Raw genomic sequence first — 18,236 nt, 5'->3', positions numbered from 1 at the left:
CATGCGCGTGCTGCTGGCCCCCACAGCCGCCGCACTGGCCCTGGCCCCGGCCGGGGCCTTTGCCGTGGAGTACATGAGCGCCGAGCAGGCGGCCAAGCTCATGTTCCCGGAGGCCGAGCGCTTCGAGCCGCGCGCGCTCACGCTGGATGCGGCGCAGATGCAGCAGCTCGCCGCCAGGGGCGTCGCGGCGCGCTCGGCGCAGTGGAGCGTGCAGGCCGCGCTGCGCGGCACGCAGGTGCTGGGCTACGTGGTGGCGGACGCCGTCATCGGCAAGTTCGAGCTCATCGGCTACGCCGTCGGCCTCACGGCCGAGGGCGCGGTCAAGCAGGTGGAAGTCCTGTCCTACCGCGAGAGCCACGGCCACGAGGTGCGGCTGCCCGCGTGGCGCAAGCAGTTCGTGGGCAAGACGGCCGCCGCGCCGCTGCGCGTGGGCGAGGACATCGCCAACATCAGCGGCGCCACGCTGAGCTGCACCCACGTCACCGACGGCGTGCGCCGCATCGTGGCGGTGGTGGAGATGGGGAAGAAGGGCGGGGTGCTCTGATTTGAGCCGGCGGCCCGCGTGATGTCGTCGCCCGGCCCCGCTCCCAGGCCCTGGCAGCGCCGCGCCCGCCCGCTGCTGGGCACGCTGGTCGACATGGCCGCCGACGCCGGCGCGCCCGCGCAGGCGCTGGAGGCCGCCTTCGCCGCCGTCGCCGAGGTCCAGGCCGCGCTCTCGCGCTTCGATCCCGGCAGCGACGTCGCCCGCTTCGAGCGCCTGGGCGCCGGCGGCGAGCTGAGGCTCCACCCGGCAGGCAGCCGCGTGCTCCACGCCGCCCAAGCCCTGCACGCGGCCAGCGGCGGCCGCTTCGACGTCGCCCTGGGCAGCGGCCGCTGGCGCGTCGAGGGCGCCCGCCTCCTGAAACTCGATGCCGCCACCCGGCTGGACTTGGGCGGCATCGCCAAGGGCCATGCCGTGGACCGCGCCGTGGCCGCGCTGCGCCGCGCGGGCGCGCGCGCCGGCTGGGTCAATGCCGGCGGCGACCTGCGCGCCTTTGGCGACGTCGAAGTGCCGCTGCACCTGCGCGACGAGCGCGGCGGCGGCGTCCGCCCCCTGGGATTTCTGCACGAAGGCGCCTTCGCCACCAGCCACTACGGCCCCGGCAGCCGCAGCCGGCTGCACGGCGGCACGGACAATGGCGGGTTTCGCCATGTCAGCGTGGCCGCGCCGCGCGCCCTCTGGGCCGACGCGCTGGCCAAGCTCGTGGCGCTGGACGACATCGACGTGGCGCCGCTGCTGCGGCGCCTGGGAGCACAGGCATGGGTCCATCCAAGCCCCTGAAACATTCGCCGCCGCCGCACCGCCCGCACGGTGCCGGCGGCGTCATAGACCTCGCCCTGGCCAAGCACGCCACCGCCCGCCATGCCGCCGCCGCAGCCGGCGCGGCCCGCGCGCCCACGCTCACCGTGGCCCGCTGGCAGCGCCTGCTGCTGCTGGCCACCGCCGCGCTGCTGCTGGCCAGCGGCGCCGCCTGGCTGGCCGTGCACTACCTGCTGGGGGCCGGCGCCGGCGAGCTGCCGCACCCGGCCGAGCCCTGGCTGATGCGGCTGCACGGCGCGGGCGCCTTCGCCGCGCTGTTCGCGGCCGGCGCCATGGCGGGCGCCCACGTGCAGGCGGGCTGGCGCGTGTCGGCGCGGCTGGGCCGCCAGCGCGGCAGCGGCATCGCGCTTGTGAGCCTGCTGTCGCTCACCGTGCTCAGCGCCTACCTGCTCTATTACTTCGCGCCGGAAGCGTGGCGCGGCCTCATGGGCTGGATTCACGCCGGCTTGGGCGCCTCGCTGGCCGGTACCGGGCTGTGGCACGCGCGGCGCCGTCTCTTGAGCTGGCGCAAGCCCTGAGCAGCCACGGGCGGCTAGGAGCAGGTGATAATGAGACAGAATCTCATTTACACGAGCTCCGACGCGTGACCATGCTGCTATCCGACCTGCCCAACGGCGCCAGCGCCACCGTGCAGCGCGTGCTGCCTGAAGCACCGCCGCTGGACGCCGCCGCGCTGCGCCGCTTGGGCGAGCTGGGTTTCCTGCCCGGCGAGCCCGTGCAGGTGCTGCGCCGCGGCCCGGGCGGGCGCGAGCCCCTCGCCGTGACGGTGGGGCAGACCATGTTCGCGCTGCGCCTGGCCGAAGCGCGCTCCATAGAAGTCATCCCCGACTGACCCACGCAACAAGAGCCGCCAAGAGGGAGCCGCCATGTCCGCCGCCGAACTGCCGTCCCCCGTCGCGCTGCCCAGCGTGGCCCTGGTGGGCAACCCCAACTGCGGCAAGACCGCGCTGTTCAACCTGCTCACCGGCGCGCGCCAGAAGGTCGCCAACTACGCCGGCGTGACCGTGGAGCGCAAGCTGGGCACCGCCAGGCTGCCCAACGGCCACAGCGTGCAGGTCATCGACCTGCCCGGCGCCTACAGCCTGCGCCCGGCCACGCCGGACGAGGAAGTGACGCTGCAGGTGCTGCAGGGCCAGCGCGTGGGCGAGGCGGTGCCGGACTACATCGTGGCCGTGGCCGACGCCACCAACCTGCGCATGAACCTGCGCCTGGTGCTGGAGCTCAAGAGCTTGGGCCGGCCCATGATGCTCACGCTCAACATGACCGACGTGGCCCGCGCCCGCGGCATCCACATCGACACGCAGCGCCTGTCGCGCGAGCTGGGCATCCCCGTCGTCGAAACCATCGCCGTCAAGGGCGACGGCCACAAGGCGCTCATCGAGCAGCTCGTGAAACACCTGCAGTCCGACCCGCCGGACCCGCAGCTCAACGCGCCGCACACGCTGTCGCTGCCGGAGAGCGCCGCGCTGCAGCAGGAGGTGCGCCGCATCCTCGAAGCCGCCGCGCCCAGCGCGCTGAACGTCAAGCGCTTCCACTACAAGCTCGACGCCTGGGTGATGCACCCGGTGTGGGGCCTGGTGATCCTGGCGGCGCTGCTGTTCATCGTGTTCCAGGCCGTGTTCTCCTGGGCCAGCGTGCCCATGGACGCCATCGAGGCGGGCTTCGCGCAACTCGGCCAGTGGGTCAACGCGCACATGGCCGACGGGCCGCTGCGCAGCCTGGTGGTGGACGGCGTCATCGCCGGCGCGGGCGGGGTGCTGGTCTTCCTGCCGCAGATCCTGATCCTGTTCTTCTTCATCCTGGTGCTGGAGGACTCCGGCTACCTGCCGCGCGCGGCCTTCCTGCTGGACAACCTCATGGGCCGCGTGGGCCTCTCCGGCCGCGCCTTCATCCCGCTGCTGTCCAGCTTCGCCTGTGCCGTGCCGGGGGTGATGGCCACGCGCACCATCACGCACTGGCGCGACCGGCTCGCGACCATCATGGTCGCGCCGCTCATGACCTGCTCCGCGCGGCTGCCGGTGTATGCGCTGCTCATCGGCGCCTTCATCCCCGAGCGCTCGGTGGGGCCCTTCAACCTGCAGGGCTTGACGCTGTTTGCGCTCTACGTGGCCGGCGTGTTCTCGGCCATGGCGGTCGCCTGGGTGTTCAAGCGCGTGTGGCACCGCAGCCGCTACCAGCCGCTGATGCTGGAGCTGCCGCCCTACCGCGTCCCGGGCCTGCGCAACCTCGGCCTGGGCCTGTGGGAGCGGGCGCGCATCTTCCTGCGCCGGGTGGGCACCATCATCTTTGCGCTGACGGTGCTGCTGTGGTTCCTCTCCAGCTACCCGGCGCCGCCCGCGCACTGGAGCGGCACGGCCATCGAGTACAGCTTTGCCGGCCAGCTCGGACGCATCCTGGAAGTGGTGTTCGCGCCGCTGGGCTTCAACTGGCAGATCTCCATCGCGCTGGTGCCGGGCATGGCCGCGCGCGAGGTGGTCGTCAGCGCCCTGGGCACCGTGTACGCCCTGTCCGGTGACGGCGTGGACGCGGCGCTGGCGCCGCTGATCGCCAAGCAGTGGCCGCTGGCCACCTGCTTCTCGCTGCTGGCGTGGTTCGTGTTCGCGCCGCAGTGCATTTCCACCCTGGCCGCCGTCAAGCGCGAGACCAACGCCTGGCGCTACCCCATCGCCATGGCCGTGTACCTGTTCGGCCTGGCCTACCTGGCGGCGTTCATCACTTACCGCGTGGCGGTGGTGCTTGGAGGAGGTTGAGCTTCATGACGCAGACGCTGATCGTTGCCGTGCTGGTCGCTTGGGCCAGCGTCTATGCCGCCTGGGTGCTCATGCCCACGCCGCTGCGCCGCGCGCTGCTGCGGCTTGGGCAGCGCTACTGCCCGGGGCTGGCGCGCCGCGTGGCGCCGTCGGCCGAGGGCGGCTGCGGCGGGTGTGGCGGTGCTTGCGGGCCGGCGAAGAAGCCGGCGGGCGGCAGGGCCGAGGGGCAGACCATCCAGTTGCACCTGAAGCGGCGCTCCTGATGTGACGACGCCGGGCTGGGCCCGGCGTTTTTCATGGAGGCGTGATGGCGGCGAGTGCCGCCGCGGGCGCCGTCACTTGGCCGCCACGCGCGCCTTCTCCAGCTCGGCCTGGAACGCCTTGACCAGCGGCTCGCCCACCTGCGCGGCGTACTTGTCCACCACGGGCTTGACCTTGTCGCGCATGCGCTGCAGCTCGGCGGGCGCGACGTCGTTGATCAACATGCCGTGCTTGATCAGCTCCTGGCGCGACTTCTCGCTCATCTCGCGCGCCACCTTGCGCTGGTAGTCGCGGGCCTCGAAGGCCGAGTCCTGCACGATCTTCTTCTCGTCGGCCGAGAGGCCGTCCCAGAACTTCTTGCTCACCAGCAGCATCTGCGGGTTGTAGATGTGCCGGGTGTTGCTCATGTACTTCTGCACCTCGTAGAACTTGGAGGCCTCGGCTGTGGCGTAGGGGTTCTCCTGGCCGTCCACGGCCTTGCTCTCCATCGCGGTGTACAGCTCGGGGAAGGGCATGGGCACGGCGTTGGCGCCCAACGCGTTGAGCATGTCGATGTAGAGCGGGTTGAGGATGGTGCGGATCTTCAGGCCCTGGATGTCTTCCATCTTCTGGATGGGCCGCTTGCTGTTGGTGATGCTGCGGTAGCCCTGCTCCATGTAGGCCAGGCCGACCAGGCCCTTGGCGGGCATCATGTCCAGCAGCTTCTTGCCCACGGGGCCGTCAAGCACCAGGTCGGCCTCGCGCTCGGTGGCGAAGGCGAAGGGGAAGTCCAGCAGGACGAACTCCTTGATCATGCCCACGAGCTGCGCCGGCGCCATCATGGACGCCTCCACCGTGCCGCCCTGCATGGCCGACGCCACCTGCTGCTCCCCGCCCAACGTGCCGCCGGGGAAGATCTTCACTTTCAGCTTGCCGCCGCTCTTGGCGCTCATGAGGTCGGCGAACTTCTGCGCGCCCAGGCCCTGCGGGTGGTCGAGCTGGTTGACGATGGGCAGCTTGATGGTGCGCTCCTTGACGTCGGCGGCCAGGGCCGTGCCGGTGGTGAAGGTGCCCAACAGGAGGGCGGCGCCGGCGGCGAGGAAGCTGCGCTTGAAGCGGTGGACGGTGTTCATGGGGTGGTCTCCGAGGGACGTGCTGGCAGCGGTGGGCCGGCTCGTGGATGGGAAGAAGGGGTGTGTGTCGGGGGCAGTCCGCGGGCCTTGGTGCCTGGGCCTGTCAGCCCACGCGCTCAATTTCCGCCAGCAGCGCGGCGCTCATGGCCTCCAGCGGCGCCTGCAGGCCGCCGCTGTAGAGCTCGACCTGGCCGCGGGCCTGGTGAAGCATCATCCGCGTGCCGTCCGAGGTGCGGCAGCCCAGGGCCTGCGCGTCGCGTATGAGGCGGCTGCGCACGGGAATGAAGGCCGCGTCCATCACGAACAGGTGCGGCGCCAGGCGGCCGGCGATGGGGTTGACGTCCGGCGCCTTGAAGCCCGCGGCGGTGGCGTTGACCACGCCGTCGAAGTCCGCGGCCTGGAAATCCTCCAGCGTGCCGCCGAAGCCCAGCTCGAAATCCGCCGCCAGGGCGCGGGCCTTGTCGGCCGTGCGGTTGAACACCGTCACGCGCGCGCCGGCCTCGCGCAGCCCGTAGGCGATGGCGCGGGCCGCGCCGCCGGCGCCCAGCAACGCGACCTTCTTGCCCGGCAGCGTGGTGATCTCCTCCAGCGCCCGCACCGCGCCCACGCAGTCGGTGTTGTAGCCGGTGAGTTTTCCATCGACGTGGTTGATGGTGTTGACGGCGCCTATGGCGCGCGCGGTCTCGTCCAGCGCGTCCAGGTGCGCCATGACGGCCTGCTTGTGCGGCATGGACACGTTCAGGCCGCGAATGCCCAGCGCACGCACGGCGGCGATGGCGCCGGGCACGTCCTCCACGCCGAAGCACACGAAGGTGTAGTCCAGGCCCAGCGCCGCATAGGCGGCGTTGTGCACCTTGACGTTGAAGGTGAAGGGCGAGCCCATGATGGAGCCGCACAGGGTGGGGATGGAGCGGGGCATGGCGGAGGTGTCCTGGGTCGGTTGGCGGCGCGTCAGCGCCGGGGCAGCAGGGCGCAGGCCGGGCGCTGGCCGTCCAGCGCCATCAGCAGGTTGTCGGTGGCCAGCTCGGCCATGGCGCGGCGCGTCTCGTGCGTGGCCGAGCCGATGTGCGGCAGCGGCGTCACGCGCGGGTGGGTGCGCAGCGGCGAGTCCTGCGGCAGCGGCTCCGTGGCGAACACGTCCAGCGCCGCGGCGCGCAGGCTGCCGTGGTCCAGGGCGTGCAGCAGCGCGTCTTCCTGCACCAGGCCGCCGCGGGCGCCGTTGACGAAGAGGGCGCCGGGCTTCATCAGCCCGAACTCGCGCGCGCCCATGAGGCCGCGCGTGGCGTCGGTGAGCGGCAGCGTCAGCGCCACGATGTCGGCGCGCCGCAGCACGTCGTCCATGGGGAGCTGCGTGGCCTGGCCGGCCAGCTCGGCCACCTGCACCGCATGGGGGTCGTGGTAGAGCACGCGCATGTTGAAACCCAGGGCAGCGCGGCGCGCCAGCGCCTGGCCGATGCGCCCAAAGCCCAGGATGCCCAGCGTCTTGCCGTGCACGTCCCAGCCGAAGAGGTCTTCGCCGATGTTGCGCACCCAGCGCCCCTCGCGCACGAGGTTGGCCACCTCCACCAGCCGCCGGCTGGCGCACAGGATGAGGGCGAACAGCGTGTCGGCCGTGGTTTCCGTGAGCACGCCCGGCGTGTGGCACAGCATCACGCCGCGCTGCTCCAGGTAGGGCAGGTCGTAGTTGTCCACGCCCACGGAAATGCTGGAGATCACCTCCAGCGCCGGCGCCCGCTCCAGCGCGGCGGCGTCCAATTTGAAACTCGAGCCGATCAGCCCCTGCGCCGTGGGCAGCGCGGCCAGGAAGCGCGGCAGCTCCTCGGCGCGGCGCGGGTCGGCCACGGTCACCGTGTGGCGCTGGGCGATGCGCTCCAGCAGGTCCGGCGGCAGGGCGCGGAAGACGAGAACGTTCTTTCTTTGGCTCACAGCCCGGCCTCCAGCAGTTGCGCCCGCGTGGGCAGCCCTTCGGTGTCGCCCGTGACCTGCACGGCGCGCGCGCCTATCCAGGCGCCGCGCCGCGCGGCGTCGGCCACGCTGCGGCCTTCCAGGCGGGCGCTGATCACGCCCACCGCAAAACCGTCGCCCGCGCCCACGGTGTCCACGACGCGGGCCACGGGGAAGGCGGCCACCTGGCCCGTGCCCTCGTCGGCGTCGTCGTAATAGGCGCCCTCGGCGCCCAGCTTCACGACCACGGTGCGCACGCCCTGGCCGCGGTAGAAGCGGGCGATGCCCTGCGGGTCGCGGGTGCCGGTGAGGATGAAGCCTTCCTCGATGCCGGGCAGCACCAGGTCGGCCTGCACGGCCAGGGCGTTGAGCGTGTCGCGCATCACGTCCTGCGAGGCCCACAGCGTCGGCCGCAGGTTGGGGTCGAAAGAGATGGGCTTGCTCGCCTCGCGCATCACGGCGATGGCGCGGCGGGCGAGCGCCAGGGTGCTGGCCGACAGCGCCGCGAACACGCCCGTGACGTGCAGTTGGCGCGCGCCGCGCAGCCAGGCTTCGTCCAGGTGCTGCAGCCCCATGCGGCTGGCGGCGGAGCCGGCGCGGTGGTACTCCACGGGCGGGTCGCTGCCGTCGTCCACGCGGCCCTTGAACTGGAAGCCGCTGCGCTCGCCGGCGGCCACTTCCACGTGGGAGCAGTCCAGGCCCTCGCGCGTCATCTCGGCCAGCAGGTAGCGGCCCATGGAGTCCGCGCCCAGCCGGCTGCCCCAGCCCACGCGATGGCCCAGGCGCGACAGGCCGATCGCCACGTTGGTCTCGGCACCGGCCGTGCGCTTGTGGAAGTGCTGGACCTGCTCCAGCGGGCCGCACTCGTCGGCCACCAGCATGAGCATGGCTTCGCCGAAGGTCACGACGTCCAGCGCCGTGTCGTGATGGGGGATGTCGTTCATGCCTGGGTCTCCACGCGGCGCAGCAGGGCGATCTCGGCCCGGGTGACGGCCTTCAGATCGTCGCCCTGCAGCGGGTATTCGATGGCGCGCGGCACCTCAGGAGGCAGCGCGCGCAGCACGGCACGCCAGGGGGCGGCCGATTCCAGCAGCGGCACGGCCACCCAGCGGTCCTGGCGCCGGTGCACGCCCTTGCAGTGCACGTAGCCGACCTGGGGGGCCAGCGCCTGTGCCGCCTGCAGCGGGTCTTCTCCGAGCCAGTGCCAGTTGCCCATATCGAAGGTCAGGGGCAGCGGCAAGCCGGCGTCCCGCGCGTCGCTGCAAAAGCGGCGCAGCGCGGGCAGGGTGCCGGCGGACTCGGTCTGGTCGTTCTCGATCAGCAATTCAATGGGGGTGTCGCCCAGCCGGTCGGCCAGGGCGCCCAGGCCGCGGCCGGCATAGCCGCCAATGGACATTTTCAGGCGCGGTGCGCCCAACAGGCGGGCGTGGTCCAGGGCGCGCTCCAGGGCGGCCACGGCGAGCGACCCGTCGGCCTGCCACAGCCCCTGCGGGCTGGAATAGACGCGCGCCAGGCGACAGGCGGCGGTCAGCGTCGCCAGCGCCGGCAGCTCGCGCGCCGGATCGGCCAGCAGCTCGCCGCGCACCTCCACGCCATCCGCCCCGGCCTCGGCCGCCAGCTCGGTGAACCAGCACTGGCCGTGGCGGCGCACTTCGGCTGCGCCAAAAGCGCCCAGGGAGATGAGGACTTGGGGAGAAGGCATGGATGGCTGCTGTTGGGAAACCGGTTTCTCAGGAGTTTAAGAAACCGGTTTCAAGATGGTATGAGGGCTAACCCGGAGCGGGCATTGATCTTCAGACGAGCCGCCCGGCGGCAGCGGCGCAGGGGCCCGCCGCTCTACGGGAAGAGGGCCTTCAGCCTTCCCGTTGCGACGAGCCCCGCGCCAGCAGCCGCGCCGGCAGCCTGAAGCGGCGCGGTTGGGTGGCTTGGCCTGGGTTCTCCAGCCGCTCTATGAGGCAGCGCGCGGCCTGCTGGCCGATGTCGTCGGTGGGCTGCGCCAGCGTGGTGATGCCGGGGCCCACCAGCGGGGCCCAGTCGGTTTCGTCGAAGGTGACCAGGCCCAGCTCGCGGCCCAGCGTGCAGCCCAGGCACTTGGCGGCGGCGGCGATGCGCAGGCCGACCACGGCGTTGACGGCCAGCACGGCGGGGCGGCGGGCGTCGTCGCCCGCGCGCTGCAGCAGCGCGCGCAGCGCGGCGTCCAGCGTCGCGTCGTCGCCCGCGGGCACTTCCACGCCCTGGCCACGGCACTGCGCCGCCTGGGCCGAGGTGTAGGCGGTGAAGGCGGCCCTCCGCTCCTCGCGCGAGGTGGCGCTTTGTATGGGCTCGGTGACGAAGAGCAGCTCATTCCAGCCTTGCTGCAGCAGGTGGTCCAGCGCCAGGGGCACGGCCTGCGCGTTGTCCAGGCCCACGAGGTCCAGCGGCGCGTCCAGTGCGCGGTCCACGAGGACGATGGGCTTGTTGCGCTGCAGCGCATCGTCCAGCACCTGCCGCTCGCGGCCCAAGGTGTGGAGGATGAAGCCTTCCACCTGGTAGGAAGCCAGGGCCGTGATGGCCTCGCGCTCGCGGCCCTCGTCGCCGGCCAGGTTGTAGAGCATGAGCATGTAGCCCGCGGCGCGGCACACGCGCTCGGCGCCCTGCATCACGGCCACGGAGAAGGGGTTGGCCACGTCCGCCACCACCAGGCCGATGAGGCGCGAGCGCCCGCGCTTGAGCGCTTGCGCCATGGGGCTGGGCGCGTAGCCCAGCCGGGTGATGGCTTCCTGCACCCGCGCCGCCAGTTCCGGGCTCATCAGCTCGCCGCGGCGGTTGAGGACGCGCGAGACGGTCGCCTTGGACACGCCGGCCTCGCGGGCGACGTCGTCGATGGTGATGCGGGTGCGGGCGGTGGGGGCAGGATGGGCGGACATGCCGCTACTGTAGCCCGCGCGTTCGGAAACCGGTTTCAGGGATTTGCCGGAGCCGGGAGTGCCGGGGTGCAAAAAAGCCGCCGGCGTGCAGGCCGGCGGCTTGTGGGTGATGCGGGCCGCCGTGGCGGGCCTGCGCAGCGCACGCGCGTCAGGCGATGCGCCCCGACACCGGAATGTCTTCCCGGTTGGGCTGGTTGTTGACGGCGGGCTCCTCGGTCGCGCCGAACACCGGGGCGGAGAGGGCGCGGCCCAAGCCCTCCAGGGCGCTGTCCTTGTGCTGTGAGCCCTCAGGCGCTTCGCGCCAGGGGGCGTGTGCCCCGTGGCGCGCACCCTGGGTGCGCATGGCGCGGTATTTCTCGTCGAGTTGCCGCGCGTATTCCTCGCGGTAGCGCTCGAAATGGGCGTCGCTGGAACGTAGGTCAGCCATGGTCAAACCTCCGTGAAAACCGTTGTCGAAAGAACGGGATGCGAGCGTGCCGCAATCGGCATGCCCGCCACAATGGCGCGCGGCTTGCCCATGGCGGGCAACGCGGGAATTCCCATAGAGGACAAACATGGCAACAGGCAGCCTGCTGGCGCTGGTGGACGACATAGGTACCGTGCTCGACGACGTGGCGGTTCTTTCCAAGGTGGCGGCCAAGAAGACGGCCGGCGTGTTGGGCGACGATCTGGCGCTCAATGCGCAGCAGGTCACGGGCGTGCGCGCCGAGCGCGAGGTGCCCGTGGTGCTGGCGGTGGCCAAGGGCTCGCTGGTGAACAAGGCCATCCTGGTGCCGCTGGCGCTGCTCATCAGCGCTTTTGCCCCATGGGCGGTGACGCCGCTGCTCATGGTCGGCGGCCTGTTCCTGTGTTTTGAAGGCGTGGAAAAGCTGGCCCACCGCTTCCTGCACAGCAAGGAGGAGGACGAAGCCGCCCATGCCGATCTCGTGCGCGCGCTGGACGATCCGAAGGTGGACCTGGTCGCCTTCGAGAAGGAGAAGATCAAGGGTGCGGTGCGCACCGATTTCATCCTCTCGGCAGAGATCATCGCCATCACCCTGGGCGCCGTGGCCGGGCAGCCGTTGATCACGCAGGTGGGCGTGCTGGTGGGAATCTCGCTGCTGATGACGGTGGGCGTCTACGGCATCGTGGCCGGCATCGTGAAGCTGGACGACCTGGGCCTGTGGCTGCAGCGCAAGGCGTCGTCGGCCGCTCAAGCCATAGGCGGCTGGATCGTGCGCGCCACGCCCTGGCTGATGAAGGCGCTGTCGGTGGCGGGCACGGCCGCGATGTTCCTGGTGGGCGGCGGCATCCTGGTGCATGGCGTGAGCGTGCTGCACCACTGGATAGAAGAGGCCACCGACGAGCACACGGGCGCCATGGACGTGCTGCTCACCAGCCTCTTCGACGCGGCGGTGGGCATCGTGGCCGGCGCCGTGGTGCTGGTGGTGGTGACGCTGGTGCAGCGCCTGCGCGGACGCCAGCCGGCGCATTGAGCTAGCAAAACTGCCTGTTTTTTGGGCAGGGCAAGCGTCCGCCGATACGAATCAAGGACTTAACGATGCTGTGGGCAGGTGGCCCACAGTGTTGTCCACAGCGATAGGGGAAAACCCGGACCCCAAAATGGAGCAACCCGCCAGCGGCCTTGATCCGGGGGCGGGTTGCTTGTCGTCCTCAAGCAGATATCGGAGGCGGTACTGGGTAAGCCCTGGCGGCGTTCCGTTCTGGCCTTCCGCAGTGCCATCGGTTGACGGCTTCACTCTACGCGCCCACGAGCCGGGGATTCAAGTGCACCGACGTTGCTGTTAGGGGTTTGACGCGGTGCAGCAAGCGTGGCTGTCCGCGCCGGCTGTCATCAAGCTGCCTTATTTATGGGCAACGCCAAGGCGGTCCTTGTGAAACAACAACTTAAGCGCGGTGCGAGCAGGCGCCTCACAGGGTTGTCCACAGCGGCTGGGGAGAACCTGCCGGACGCGCGAAAGATGAGCGCGCAAAGAAAAAGGGCCTTGCGCAAGCAAGGCCCTTTTCGAATTTGTGGTGGAGACGAGGAGGATCGAACTCCCGACCTTCGCATTGCGAACGCGACGCTCTCCCAGCTGAGCTACGTCCCCACAGAAGCTAGCAGTGTAACGCTATCAATTCGGGTGTGCAAGCCTATCGGATCGAAAATTTGAATTTCTCATCTAGGGGCATGCGCAACCGTGGCCCAAGCCGGCGGCTCGGCGTCCCATTGCCACGGTCCGTGCGCCAGCAGCGCGTGCCAGGAGGCGTCCGGCAGGGCCTCGATGCGCAACGCCTGGCCCGTGGCCGGGTGCGCCAGCTCCAGCGACAGTGCATGCAGCCACAGGCGTTGCACCTGCAACCAGGCCGCCACGGCGCGGTTGTGCGGGCCCTTGCCATGCGTGGCGTCGCCAATGAGCGGATGCGCGATGTGTTTCAGATGCCGGCGTATCTGGTGGCGGCGGCCGCTTTCCGGACAGACGCGCAGCAGCGCGTAGCGGCTCGTGGCGTGCAGCGCGTCGGTGGCGAAAGGCCATTCCACCCGCGCCAGGCGCTCGAAGCGCGTGCGCGCCGCCAGCAGCGGCTGGCCGGCGGAAGGGCGCTCAGGGTCGCGCGCGAGCGGATGGTCTATCTCGCCGGCCACCGGCGGCCAGCCGCGCACCAGCGCGAGATAGGTTTTTTTCGGCACACCCGCCTCGAATTGCGCGCCCACGCGGCGGGCCGTGTCGGCGTCCAGCGCGAAGGCCAGCACGCCGGACGTGCCCTTGTCCAGCCGGTGCACGGGCCACACGGGAGCACCTAGCTGATCGCGCAGCAGCTGCAGCGCGGCGCGCTGCTCGTGCGCGTCCAGCGCGGTGCGGTGCACCAGCAGGCCCGGCGGCTTGTCCACGACGGCGAGCTGCGCGTCGCGGTGCAGCAGCGGCAGCGGCGGGGCGTCGTCGTCCAGGTCGGTGGCGTCGCCGGCCGCCGGCGGGGGCAGGGGTGTCAAAGCAGGTCGCCGTCCACGTAGAACCAGCGCCCGTCCTCGCGAGTGAAACGGCTGATCTCGTGCAGGCGGTGGGCGCGGCCACCAAGCTTGCTGCGGGCAACGAACTCGACCAGGGCGTGAGCGGCGTCCAGCACCTCGTGGCGCTTGACTTGCAGGCCCAGCCAGCGCAGGCCCGGCTCGTTGGGCTCCAGCGCGGCGGGGCGCGTCGTCGGGTGCCAGGTCTCCAGCAGGTAGGGAACCAAGCCCAGGACGAAGGCGCTGTAGCGCGAGCGCATGAGCGCCTGCGCATCCGGCGCCTGCAGGTATTGCGCGCCGGCATGCCAGCGGCCGCAGCAGCCGGCATAAGAGGAGCCCCTGCCACAGGGGCAGGGCTCGGCAGGGAGCATCGTCATCGCGAGCGGGTGGTGTGGTGAAGCAACGGCCCGCCGCGCCTGGGCGATGCCCGGGATGCTGGAACGTCAGCGGGCGTCGCTGCCGGCGGCCGGGGCGGCGCCGGTGGGATCGTCGCGCTGGATTTCCGAGGCGCCGGCCGTGCCGTCGCCGGGATCGGTCACGTCGCCTTCAGGGGCGAGCGATTCGCCCTCGGCGCCACCTTCGCCCAGGCCGCCGGCGGCCTTGCGCGCCTTGCGCTCTACCATCTTCTCTTCCTTCTTTTTCTTCTTGGCCAGGTCGCGCTGGCGTTTCTCGAAGGCGTAATTGGGCTTGGCCATGCGGTCTCCTGCTGTGGAATGGGCGGCTAACGGGAAGCCGCCAAGTACCCATTGTCGCCGCTGCGCGACGCCTGCCGCAGCAGATGCGGCTCCAATGCGGGCAAGGAGCCGTTGCGGCGGCCCCCGCCCGCATTCTTCAGGCCGTCAGCGCCCGCGGCTGTCCTTGAGCCCGGTGATGCGGTTGAACACCGCTCGGCCGGCCGCGTGGTCCTTGCGGTCGGTGACGAAGTACCCATGGCGCTCGAACTGGAAACGCTCGTCCGCACCGGCCTGCGCCAGCGAGGGCTCCACCATGGCCTGCACCACGCGCAGGCTTTCCGGGTTGAGGCTGGCCTTGAAGTCGCGCCCGCCGGCATCCGGCTGCGCCTCGGTGAAGAGGCGGTCGTACAGCCGCACCTCCGCCGCCACGCCGCCGCCTTGTTCGGCCGGCTGCGCGCCGACCCAGCCGATCACGCCCTTGACCTTCACGCTGTCGGCGCCCGGCGTGCCGCTCTTGGTGTCGGGCAACAGCTTGGCGCGCACCAGCGTCACGCGGCCGTCGGCGTCCTGCTCGAAGCCCGTGCACTCGATGACGTAGCCGTACTTCAGGCGCACGCGCCCGCCCGCCACGTCGCCCTTGGGCGGGTAGAGGCGGTGGTAGCCCTTGGGCGGATCGATGGCGAAGTCTTCGCGCTCGATCCAGACCTCGGAGCCCATGGCGAACTCGCGGCGGCCGCGCTCCGGCTGCGCCGGGTGCACGGGCGCGCTGCAGGGCTCGATGTGGCCGGCGCCCAGGGCCTCGCCCCAGTTCTCCAGGACGAGCTTGAGCGGGTCCAGCACCGCCAGGCCGCGCGCGGCCTTGGGGTCCAGGTCGTCGCGCAGCGACTGCTCCAGCGTGGCGTAGTCGATCCAGCTGTAGTCCTTGGCCACGCCGATGCGCTCGGCAAACAGCTGCAGCGCCTCGGCCGTGTAGCCGCGCCGGCGCAGGCCGACGATGGTGGGCATGCGCGGGTCGTCCCAGCCGTTGACGATGTTTTCATCCACCAGCGCCTTGAGCTTGCGCTTGCTCGTGATCACGTAGGTCAGATTGAGCCGGCCGAACTCGTACTGCTTGGGCAGCGGGCGCGCGAGCAGGCCCAGGTCGGCCAGGCGCTCCAGCACCCAGTCGTAGAAGGGGCGCTGGTCCTCGAACTCCAGCGTGCAGATGCTGTGGGTGATGTTCTCCAGCGCGTCCTCAATGGGGTGCGCGTAGGTGTACATCGGGTAGATGCACCAGCGGTCGCCCGTGTTGTGGTGCGTGGCGTGCTTGATGCGGTAGATGGCCGGGTCGCGCAGATTGATGTTGGGCGAGGCCATGTCGATCTTGGCGCGCAGCACCATGGCGCCGTCGGCGTGCCGGCCGTCGCGCATTTCGCGAAAGCGCGCGAGGTTCTCTTCGGCGCTGCGGTCGCGATAGGGGCTGTTGGTGCCGGGCGTGCCGAAGTCGCCGCGGTTGGCGCGCATCTGCTCCGGCGTCTGCTCGTCCACGTAGGCGTGGCCGGCCTCGATGAGGGCCTCGGCCGCGCGGTACATGAAGTCGAAGTAGTTGCTCGCGTAGTACAGGTGGCTGCTGCCGTTGGCCTCCCAGCCGAAGCCCAGCCACTGCACGGCGTCGAGGATGGAATCGACGTACTCCTGCTCTTCCTTCTCCGGGTTGGTGTCGTCGAAGCGCATGTGGCAGACGCCGCCGTAGTCGCGCGCCAGGCCGAAGTTCAGGCAGATGCTCTTGGCGTGGCCGACGTGCAGGTAGCCGTTGGGCTCGGGCGGGAAGCGGGTGCGGATGCGCGCCGGGTCCAGCGCGCCGCTGCCTTGGTGCGCGGCGTCGCCGGGGCCGCCGGCCCAATGGCGTTGGGCATAGGTGCCTGCGGCCAGGTCGCGTTCGATGATGGCGCGCAGGAAGTTGCTCGGCTTGGGGGCTTCGGGTGCGGACATGGAGGTGTGGAAAGTGACCGGCCCGCGGCCGGTGCAATGCGGGTTGTTGCGGGGATTTTATAGAGGGGGTGCGTTTGCAGGCCGACACAATTGGCGGTGCACCGAAGGGCCGGCAGCCGCGTTGTAAAAGCCTGCTTGTCGAAGGACGCCGCCATGAAGCGATCCCTGCCCACTTTTTCCACCGCCGCCGTGTTGTTTCTTGGCGGCTTGCTTGCGGCGCCGGCCCACGCGGCCGGCGTGCAATGGACCATTGGCGTCAATGCGTTGAACCCGGGCGTGGCGGTGGGCACCGTCATCTCCAACGTGCCCGTGCACCCGGCGCCGGTGTACGTCGCGCCGCCCGGCGTGGGCTATTCGCCGCCGCCGCCGGTCTATGTCTCGCCGCCGCCGCTTTACGTGCCGCGCCCGCCGGCCTACGTGGCGCCGCCACCCATCTACTACGCCCCGCCGCCGCCCGTGTACGGGCCGCCCATGCCGCCGGTGTACGTGCCGGCCGCGCCGCGCTACATCGCGCCGCCGGGGGTGTATGCGGCACCGGTGGTCTATGCCGCGCCGGTGGTCGTCCCGGTGTGGCCGGGCGGCCACCACCATCACTGGCGCCGCTGAGCCTGCATCCCTGGCCGGCGACAGCGCGCCGTCGCCTCTCGCGGCGCAGCGGCGCCTGCCGGGTTCAGCGCCGCCGCCGCGTGCCGCCCAACAGCGAGCCCAGCACGCCGCGCACGATCTCGCGCCCAACGGTGGAGCCCATCGTGCGCATGGCACTGCGCGCGGCCGCTTCGGCCAAGCCTTCGCGCCGCCCGCCGCGCGGTCCGGTGCTGCCGAAAAGAACGTCCTTGAGGCCGTCCAGCAGCCCGCCGCCGGCTTCCGCAGGGCTGGCGGCACCGGCCGGGCCAGAGGCGCCCGGCACCCGCGCGCGCAGCTGCTCGTAGGCCGATTCGCGATCCACCGCCTGCTCGTACACGCCGGCCACCAGCGAGCCTTCCAGCAGCGCCTGGCGCTGCTGCGGCGTGATGGGGCCAAGTTGGCTGCCCGGCGGCTGGACGAACACGCGCTGCGTGACGCTTGGGCGCCCGTGCTCGTCCAGCAGGCTCACCAGCGCCTCGCCCACGGCCAGCTCGGTGATGGCGGCCTCGATGTCCAGCCCCGGGTTGGGCCGCATGGTCTGCGCCGCGGCGCGCACGGCCTTCTGGTCGCGCGGCGTGAACGCCCGCAGCGCGTGCTGCACCCGGTTGCCCAGCTGCGCCAGCACGCTGTCGGGCAAATCCGCCGGGTTTTGCGTGACGAAATACACGCCCACGCCCTTGGAGCGCACCAGGCGCACGACCAGCTCGATGCGCTCCACCAGCACCGCGGGCGCGTCCTTGAACAGCAGGTGCGCCTCGTCGAAAAAGAAGACCAGCTTGGGCTTGTCCAGGTCGCCCACCTCCGGCAGCGCCTCGAACAGCTCCGACAGCATCCACAGCAGGAAAGTGGCGTACACGCGCGGCGCCTGCAGCAGCTTGTCCGCGGCGAGGATGTTGACCACGCCCTGGCCGCTGACCGTCTGCATGAGGTCGGCGATGTCCAGCATGGGCTCGCCGAAGAACTGGTCACCGCCTTGCTGCTCGACTTGCAGCAGCGCGCGCTGTATGGCGCCGACGCTGGCGGCGCTGACGTTGCCGTAGCTGGTGGTGAACTCGCGGGCGTTCTCGCCCACGTGCGTGAGCATGGCGCGCAGGTCCTTGAGGTCCAGCAGCAGCAGGCCGTGGTCGTCGGCGATGCGAAACACCAGGCTCATCACGCCGGCCTGCGTCTCGTTGAGGTCCAGCATGCGCGAGAGAAGCAGCGGGCCCATGTCGCTCACCGTGGCGCGCACCGGGTGGCCCTGGGTGCCGAACACGTCCCACAGCGTCGCCGGGCAGGCATGGGGCTCAGGCAAATCCAGCCCGCGCTGCTGCAGCGCGGCGGCCAGCTTGGGCGAGGGCTCGCCGCGCTGGCTGATGCCCGTGAGGTCGCCCTTCACGTCGGCCATGAACACCGGCACGCCGATGCGGCTGAAGCCTTCGGCCAGGCGCTGCAGCGTGACGGTCTTGCCGGTGCCCGTGGCCCCGGTCACCAGGCCGTGGCGGTTGGCCAAAGCGGGCAAAAGGCAGGCTTCCAACTTGCCGTGTCGTGCGATCAGTATCGGATCAGCCATGGCGTGCGGGCTCCTTCGAAAGGGCGTGACGGGGGCGACCGGTAAAATCGCCGGCAGTCTAACCAAGCACAAGAGCCGAACGCCCCCCGGGCCGGCGAG

General features: G+C 70.9%; 20 protein-coding genes and 1 tRNA gene. 8 read left to right on the top strand and 13 right to left on the bottom strand.

The window, feature by feature from the left end:
* Nucleotide 1 precedes the first annotated feature (1 nt).
* The 6 genes from ALA01S_RS10500 (at nt 2) to ALA01S_RS10475 (ending at nt 4,373) form a co-directional block, all read left to right on the top strand.
* Nucleotides 2–544 (top strand): FMN-binding protein, encoded by a 543-nt coding sequence (locus ALA01S_RS10500; RefSeq protein ID WP_066335718.1) that lies wholly within the window; start codon nt 2–4, stop codon nt 542–544.
* Between the two features lie 21 nt (nt 545–565).
* Entirely contained in the window at nt 566–1,321 is a 756-nt protein-coding gene (locus ALA01S_RS10495; RefSeq protein ID WP_066335716.1) for an FAD:protein FMN transferase, read from the top strand.
* Complete coding sequence (locus tag ALA01S_RS10490; RefSeq protein ID WP_066335713.1) at nt 1,300–1,878, top strand: hypothetical protein; 579 nt, start codon at nt 1,300–1,302, stop codon at nt 1,876–1,878. The genes ALA01S_RS10495 and ALA01S_RS10490 overlap by 22 nt, the downstream gene beginning before the upstream one ends.
* Nucleotides 1,879–1,949: 71 nt before the next feature.
* Nucleotides 1,950–2,192: a FeoA family protein gene (locus tag ALA01S_RS10485; protein ID WP_066335768.1), complete on the top strand. Its 243-nt coding sequence runs from the start codon at nt 1,950–1,952 to the stop codon at nt 2,190–2,192.
* A gap of 34 nt (nt 2,193–2,226) precedes the next feature.
* Entirely contained in the window at nt 2,227–4,110 is a 1,884-nt protein-coding gene (gene feoB, locus ALA01S_RS10480; protein ID WP_066335710.1) for a ferrous iron transporter B, read from the top strand.
* A gap of 5 nt (nt 4,111–4,115) precedes the next feature.
* Nucleotides 4,116–4,373 (top strand): hypothetical protein, encoded by a 258-nt coding sequence (locus ALA01S_RS10475; protein WP_157118888.1) that lies wholly within the window; start codon nt 4,116–4,118, stop codon nt 4,371–4,373.
* Nucleotides 4,374–4,445: 72 nt separating this feature from the next.
* On the opposite strand, the gene ALA01S_RS10470 is transcribed toward ALA01S_RS10475, so the two are convergent.
* From ALA01S_RS10470 to ALA01S_RS10440, 7 genes are all read right to left on the bottom strand, one after another.
* On the bottom strand, nt 4,446–5,483 hold the full coding sequence (locus tag ALA01S_RS10470) for a TRAP transporter substrate-binding protein (RefSeq protein ID WP_084267415.1): 1,038 nt from the start codon (nt 5,481–5,483) through the stop codon (nt 4,446–4,448).
* A 103-nt stretch (nt 5,484–5,586) separates the two neighbouring features.
* Entirely contained in the window at nt 5,587–6,402 is an 816-nt protein-coding gene (locus ALA01S_RS10465) for a shikimate dehydrogenase family protein (RefSeq protein WP_066335708.1), read from the bottom strand.
* Between the two features lie 32 nt (nt 6,403–6,434).
* Nucleotides 6,435–7,409: a 2-hydroxyacid dehydrogenase gene (locus tag ALA01S_RS10460; RefSeq protein WP_066335705.1), complete on the bottom strand. Its 975-nt coding sequence runs from the start codon at nt 7,407–7,409 to the stop codon at nt 6,435–6,437.
* The gene (locus tag ALA01S_RS10455; protein ID WP_066335704.1) at nt 7,406–8,371 is read right to left on the bottom strand and encodes a sugar kinase; all 966 of its coding nucleotides are present in this window, start codon (nt 8,369–8,371) and stop codon (nt 7,406–7,408) included. Before ALA01S_RS10455 ends, ALA01S_RS10460 begins: the two co-directional genes overlap by 4 nt.
* Nucleotides 8,368–9,129, bottom strand: a complete 762-nt coding sequence (locus ALA01S_RS10450) for a sugar phosphate isomerase/epimerase family protein (RefSeq protein ID WP_066335701.1) — start codon at nt 9,127–9,129, stop codon at nt 8,368–8,370. The genes ALA01S_RS10455 and ALA01S_RS10450 overlap by 4 nt, the downstream gene beginning before the upstream one ends.
* 151 nt (nt 9,130–9,280) lie before the next feature.
* Nucleotides 9,281–10,333, bottom strand: coding sequence for a LacI family DNA-binding transcriptional regulator (locus tag ALA01S_RS10445; RefSeq protein ID WP_066335699.1), 1,053 nt, complete (start codon nt 10,331–10,333; stop codon nt 9,281–9,283).
* Nucleotides 10,334–10,481: 148 nt separating this feature from the next.
* A complete protein-coding gene (locus ALA01S_RS10440) occupies nt 10,482–10,760 on the bottom strand; it encodes a hypothetical protein (protein ID WP_157118887.1) in 279 nt (92 codons plus the stop codon).
* A gap of 127 nt (nt 10,761–10,887) precedes the next feature.
* Between ALA01S_RS10440 and ALA01S_RS10435 the strand changes: the two genes are divergently transcribed.
* Nucleotides 10,888–11,808, top strand: coding sequence for a DUF808 domain-containing protein (locus tag ALA01S_RS10435; RefSeq protein ID WP_066335691.1), 921 nt, complete (start codon nt 10,888–10,890; stop codon nt 11,806–11,808).
* Between the two features lie 539 nt (nt 11,809–12,347).
* On the opposite strand, the gene ALA01S_RS10430 is transcribed toward ALA01S_RS10435, so the two are convergent.
* From ALA01S_RS10430 to ALA01S_RS10410, 5 genes are all read right to left on the bottom strand, one after another.
* Nucleotides 12,348–12,423: transfer RNA gene (locus tag ALA01S_RS10430), tRNA-Ala, on the bottom strand.
* A 68-nt stretch (nt 12,424–12,491) separates the two neighbouring features.
* Nucleotides 12,492–13,292 (bottom strand): pseudouridine synthase, encoded by an 801-nt coding sequence (locus ALA01S_RS10425; RefSeq protein ID WP_373862988.1) that lies wholly within the window; start codon nt 13,290–13,292, stop codon nt 12,492–12,494.
* Nucleotides 13,293–13,297: 5 nt separating this feature from the next.
* On the bottom strand, nt 13,298–13,693 hold the full coding sequence (locus ALA01S_RS10420) for a YchJ family protein (RefSeq protein ID WP_066335689.1): 396 nt from the start codon (nt 13,691–13,693) through the stop codon (nt 13,298–13,300).
* 66 nt (nt 13,694–13,759) lie between these two features.
* Complete coding sequence (locus ALA01S_RS10415; protein ID WP_066335686.1) at nt 13,760–14,011, bottom strand: hypothetical protein; 252 nt, start codon at nt 14,009–14,011, stop codon at nt 13,760–13,762.
* A gap of 144 nt (nt 14,012–14,155) precedes the next feature.
* Nucleotides 14,156–15,961, bottom strand: coding sequence for a glutamine--tRNA ligase/YqeY domain fusion protein (locus ALA01S_RS10410; protein WP_066335679.1), 1,806 nt, complete (start codon nt 15,959–15,961; stop codon nt 14,156–14,158).
* Between the two features lie 153 nt (nt 15,962–16,114).
* On the opposite strand from ALA01S_RS10410, the gene ALA01S_RS10405 reads away from it, so the two are divergent.
* A complete protein-coding gene (locus ALA01S_RS10405; protein ID WP_066335678.1) occupies nt 16,115–16,567 on the top strand; it encodes a hypothetical protein in 453 nt (150 codons plus the stop codon).
* Nucleotides 16,568–16,631: 64 nt separating this feature from the next.
* On the opposite strand, the gene ALA01S_RS10400 is transcribed toward ALA01S_RS10405, so the two are convergent.
* Nucleotides 16,632–18,137 carry a helicase HerA-like domain-containing protein gene (locus ALA01S_RS10400; protein ID WP_066335674.1) on the bottom strand — a complete coding sequence of 502 codons (1,506 nt, stop codon included), beginning with the start codon at nt 18,135–18,137 and terminating at the stop codon, nt 16,632–16,634.
* Between the last annotated feature and the right edge of the window lie 99 nt (nt 18,138–18,236).

Source organism: Azohydromonas lata NBRC 102462 (genome assembly GCF_001571085.1).
Classification (GTDB): Bacteria; Pseudomonadota; Gammaproteobacteria; order Burkholderiales; family Burkholderiaceae_C; genus Azohydromonas; species Azohydromonas lata.
This window is presented reverse-complemented; position numbering and strand designations above follow the sequence as displayed.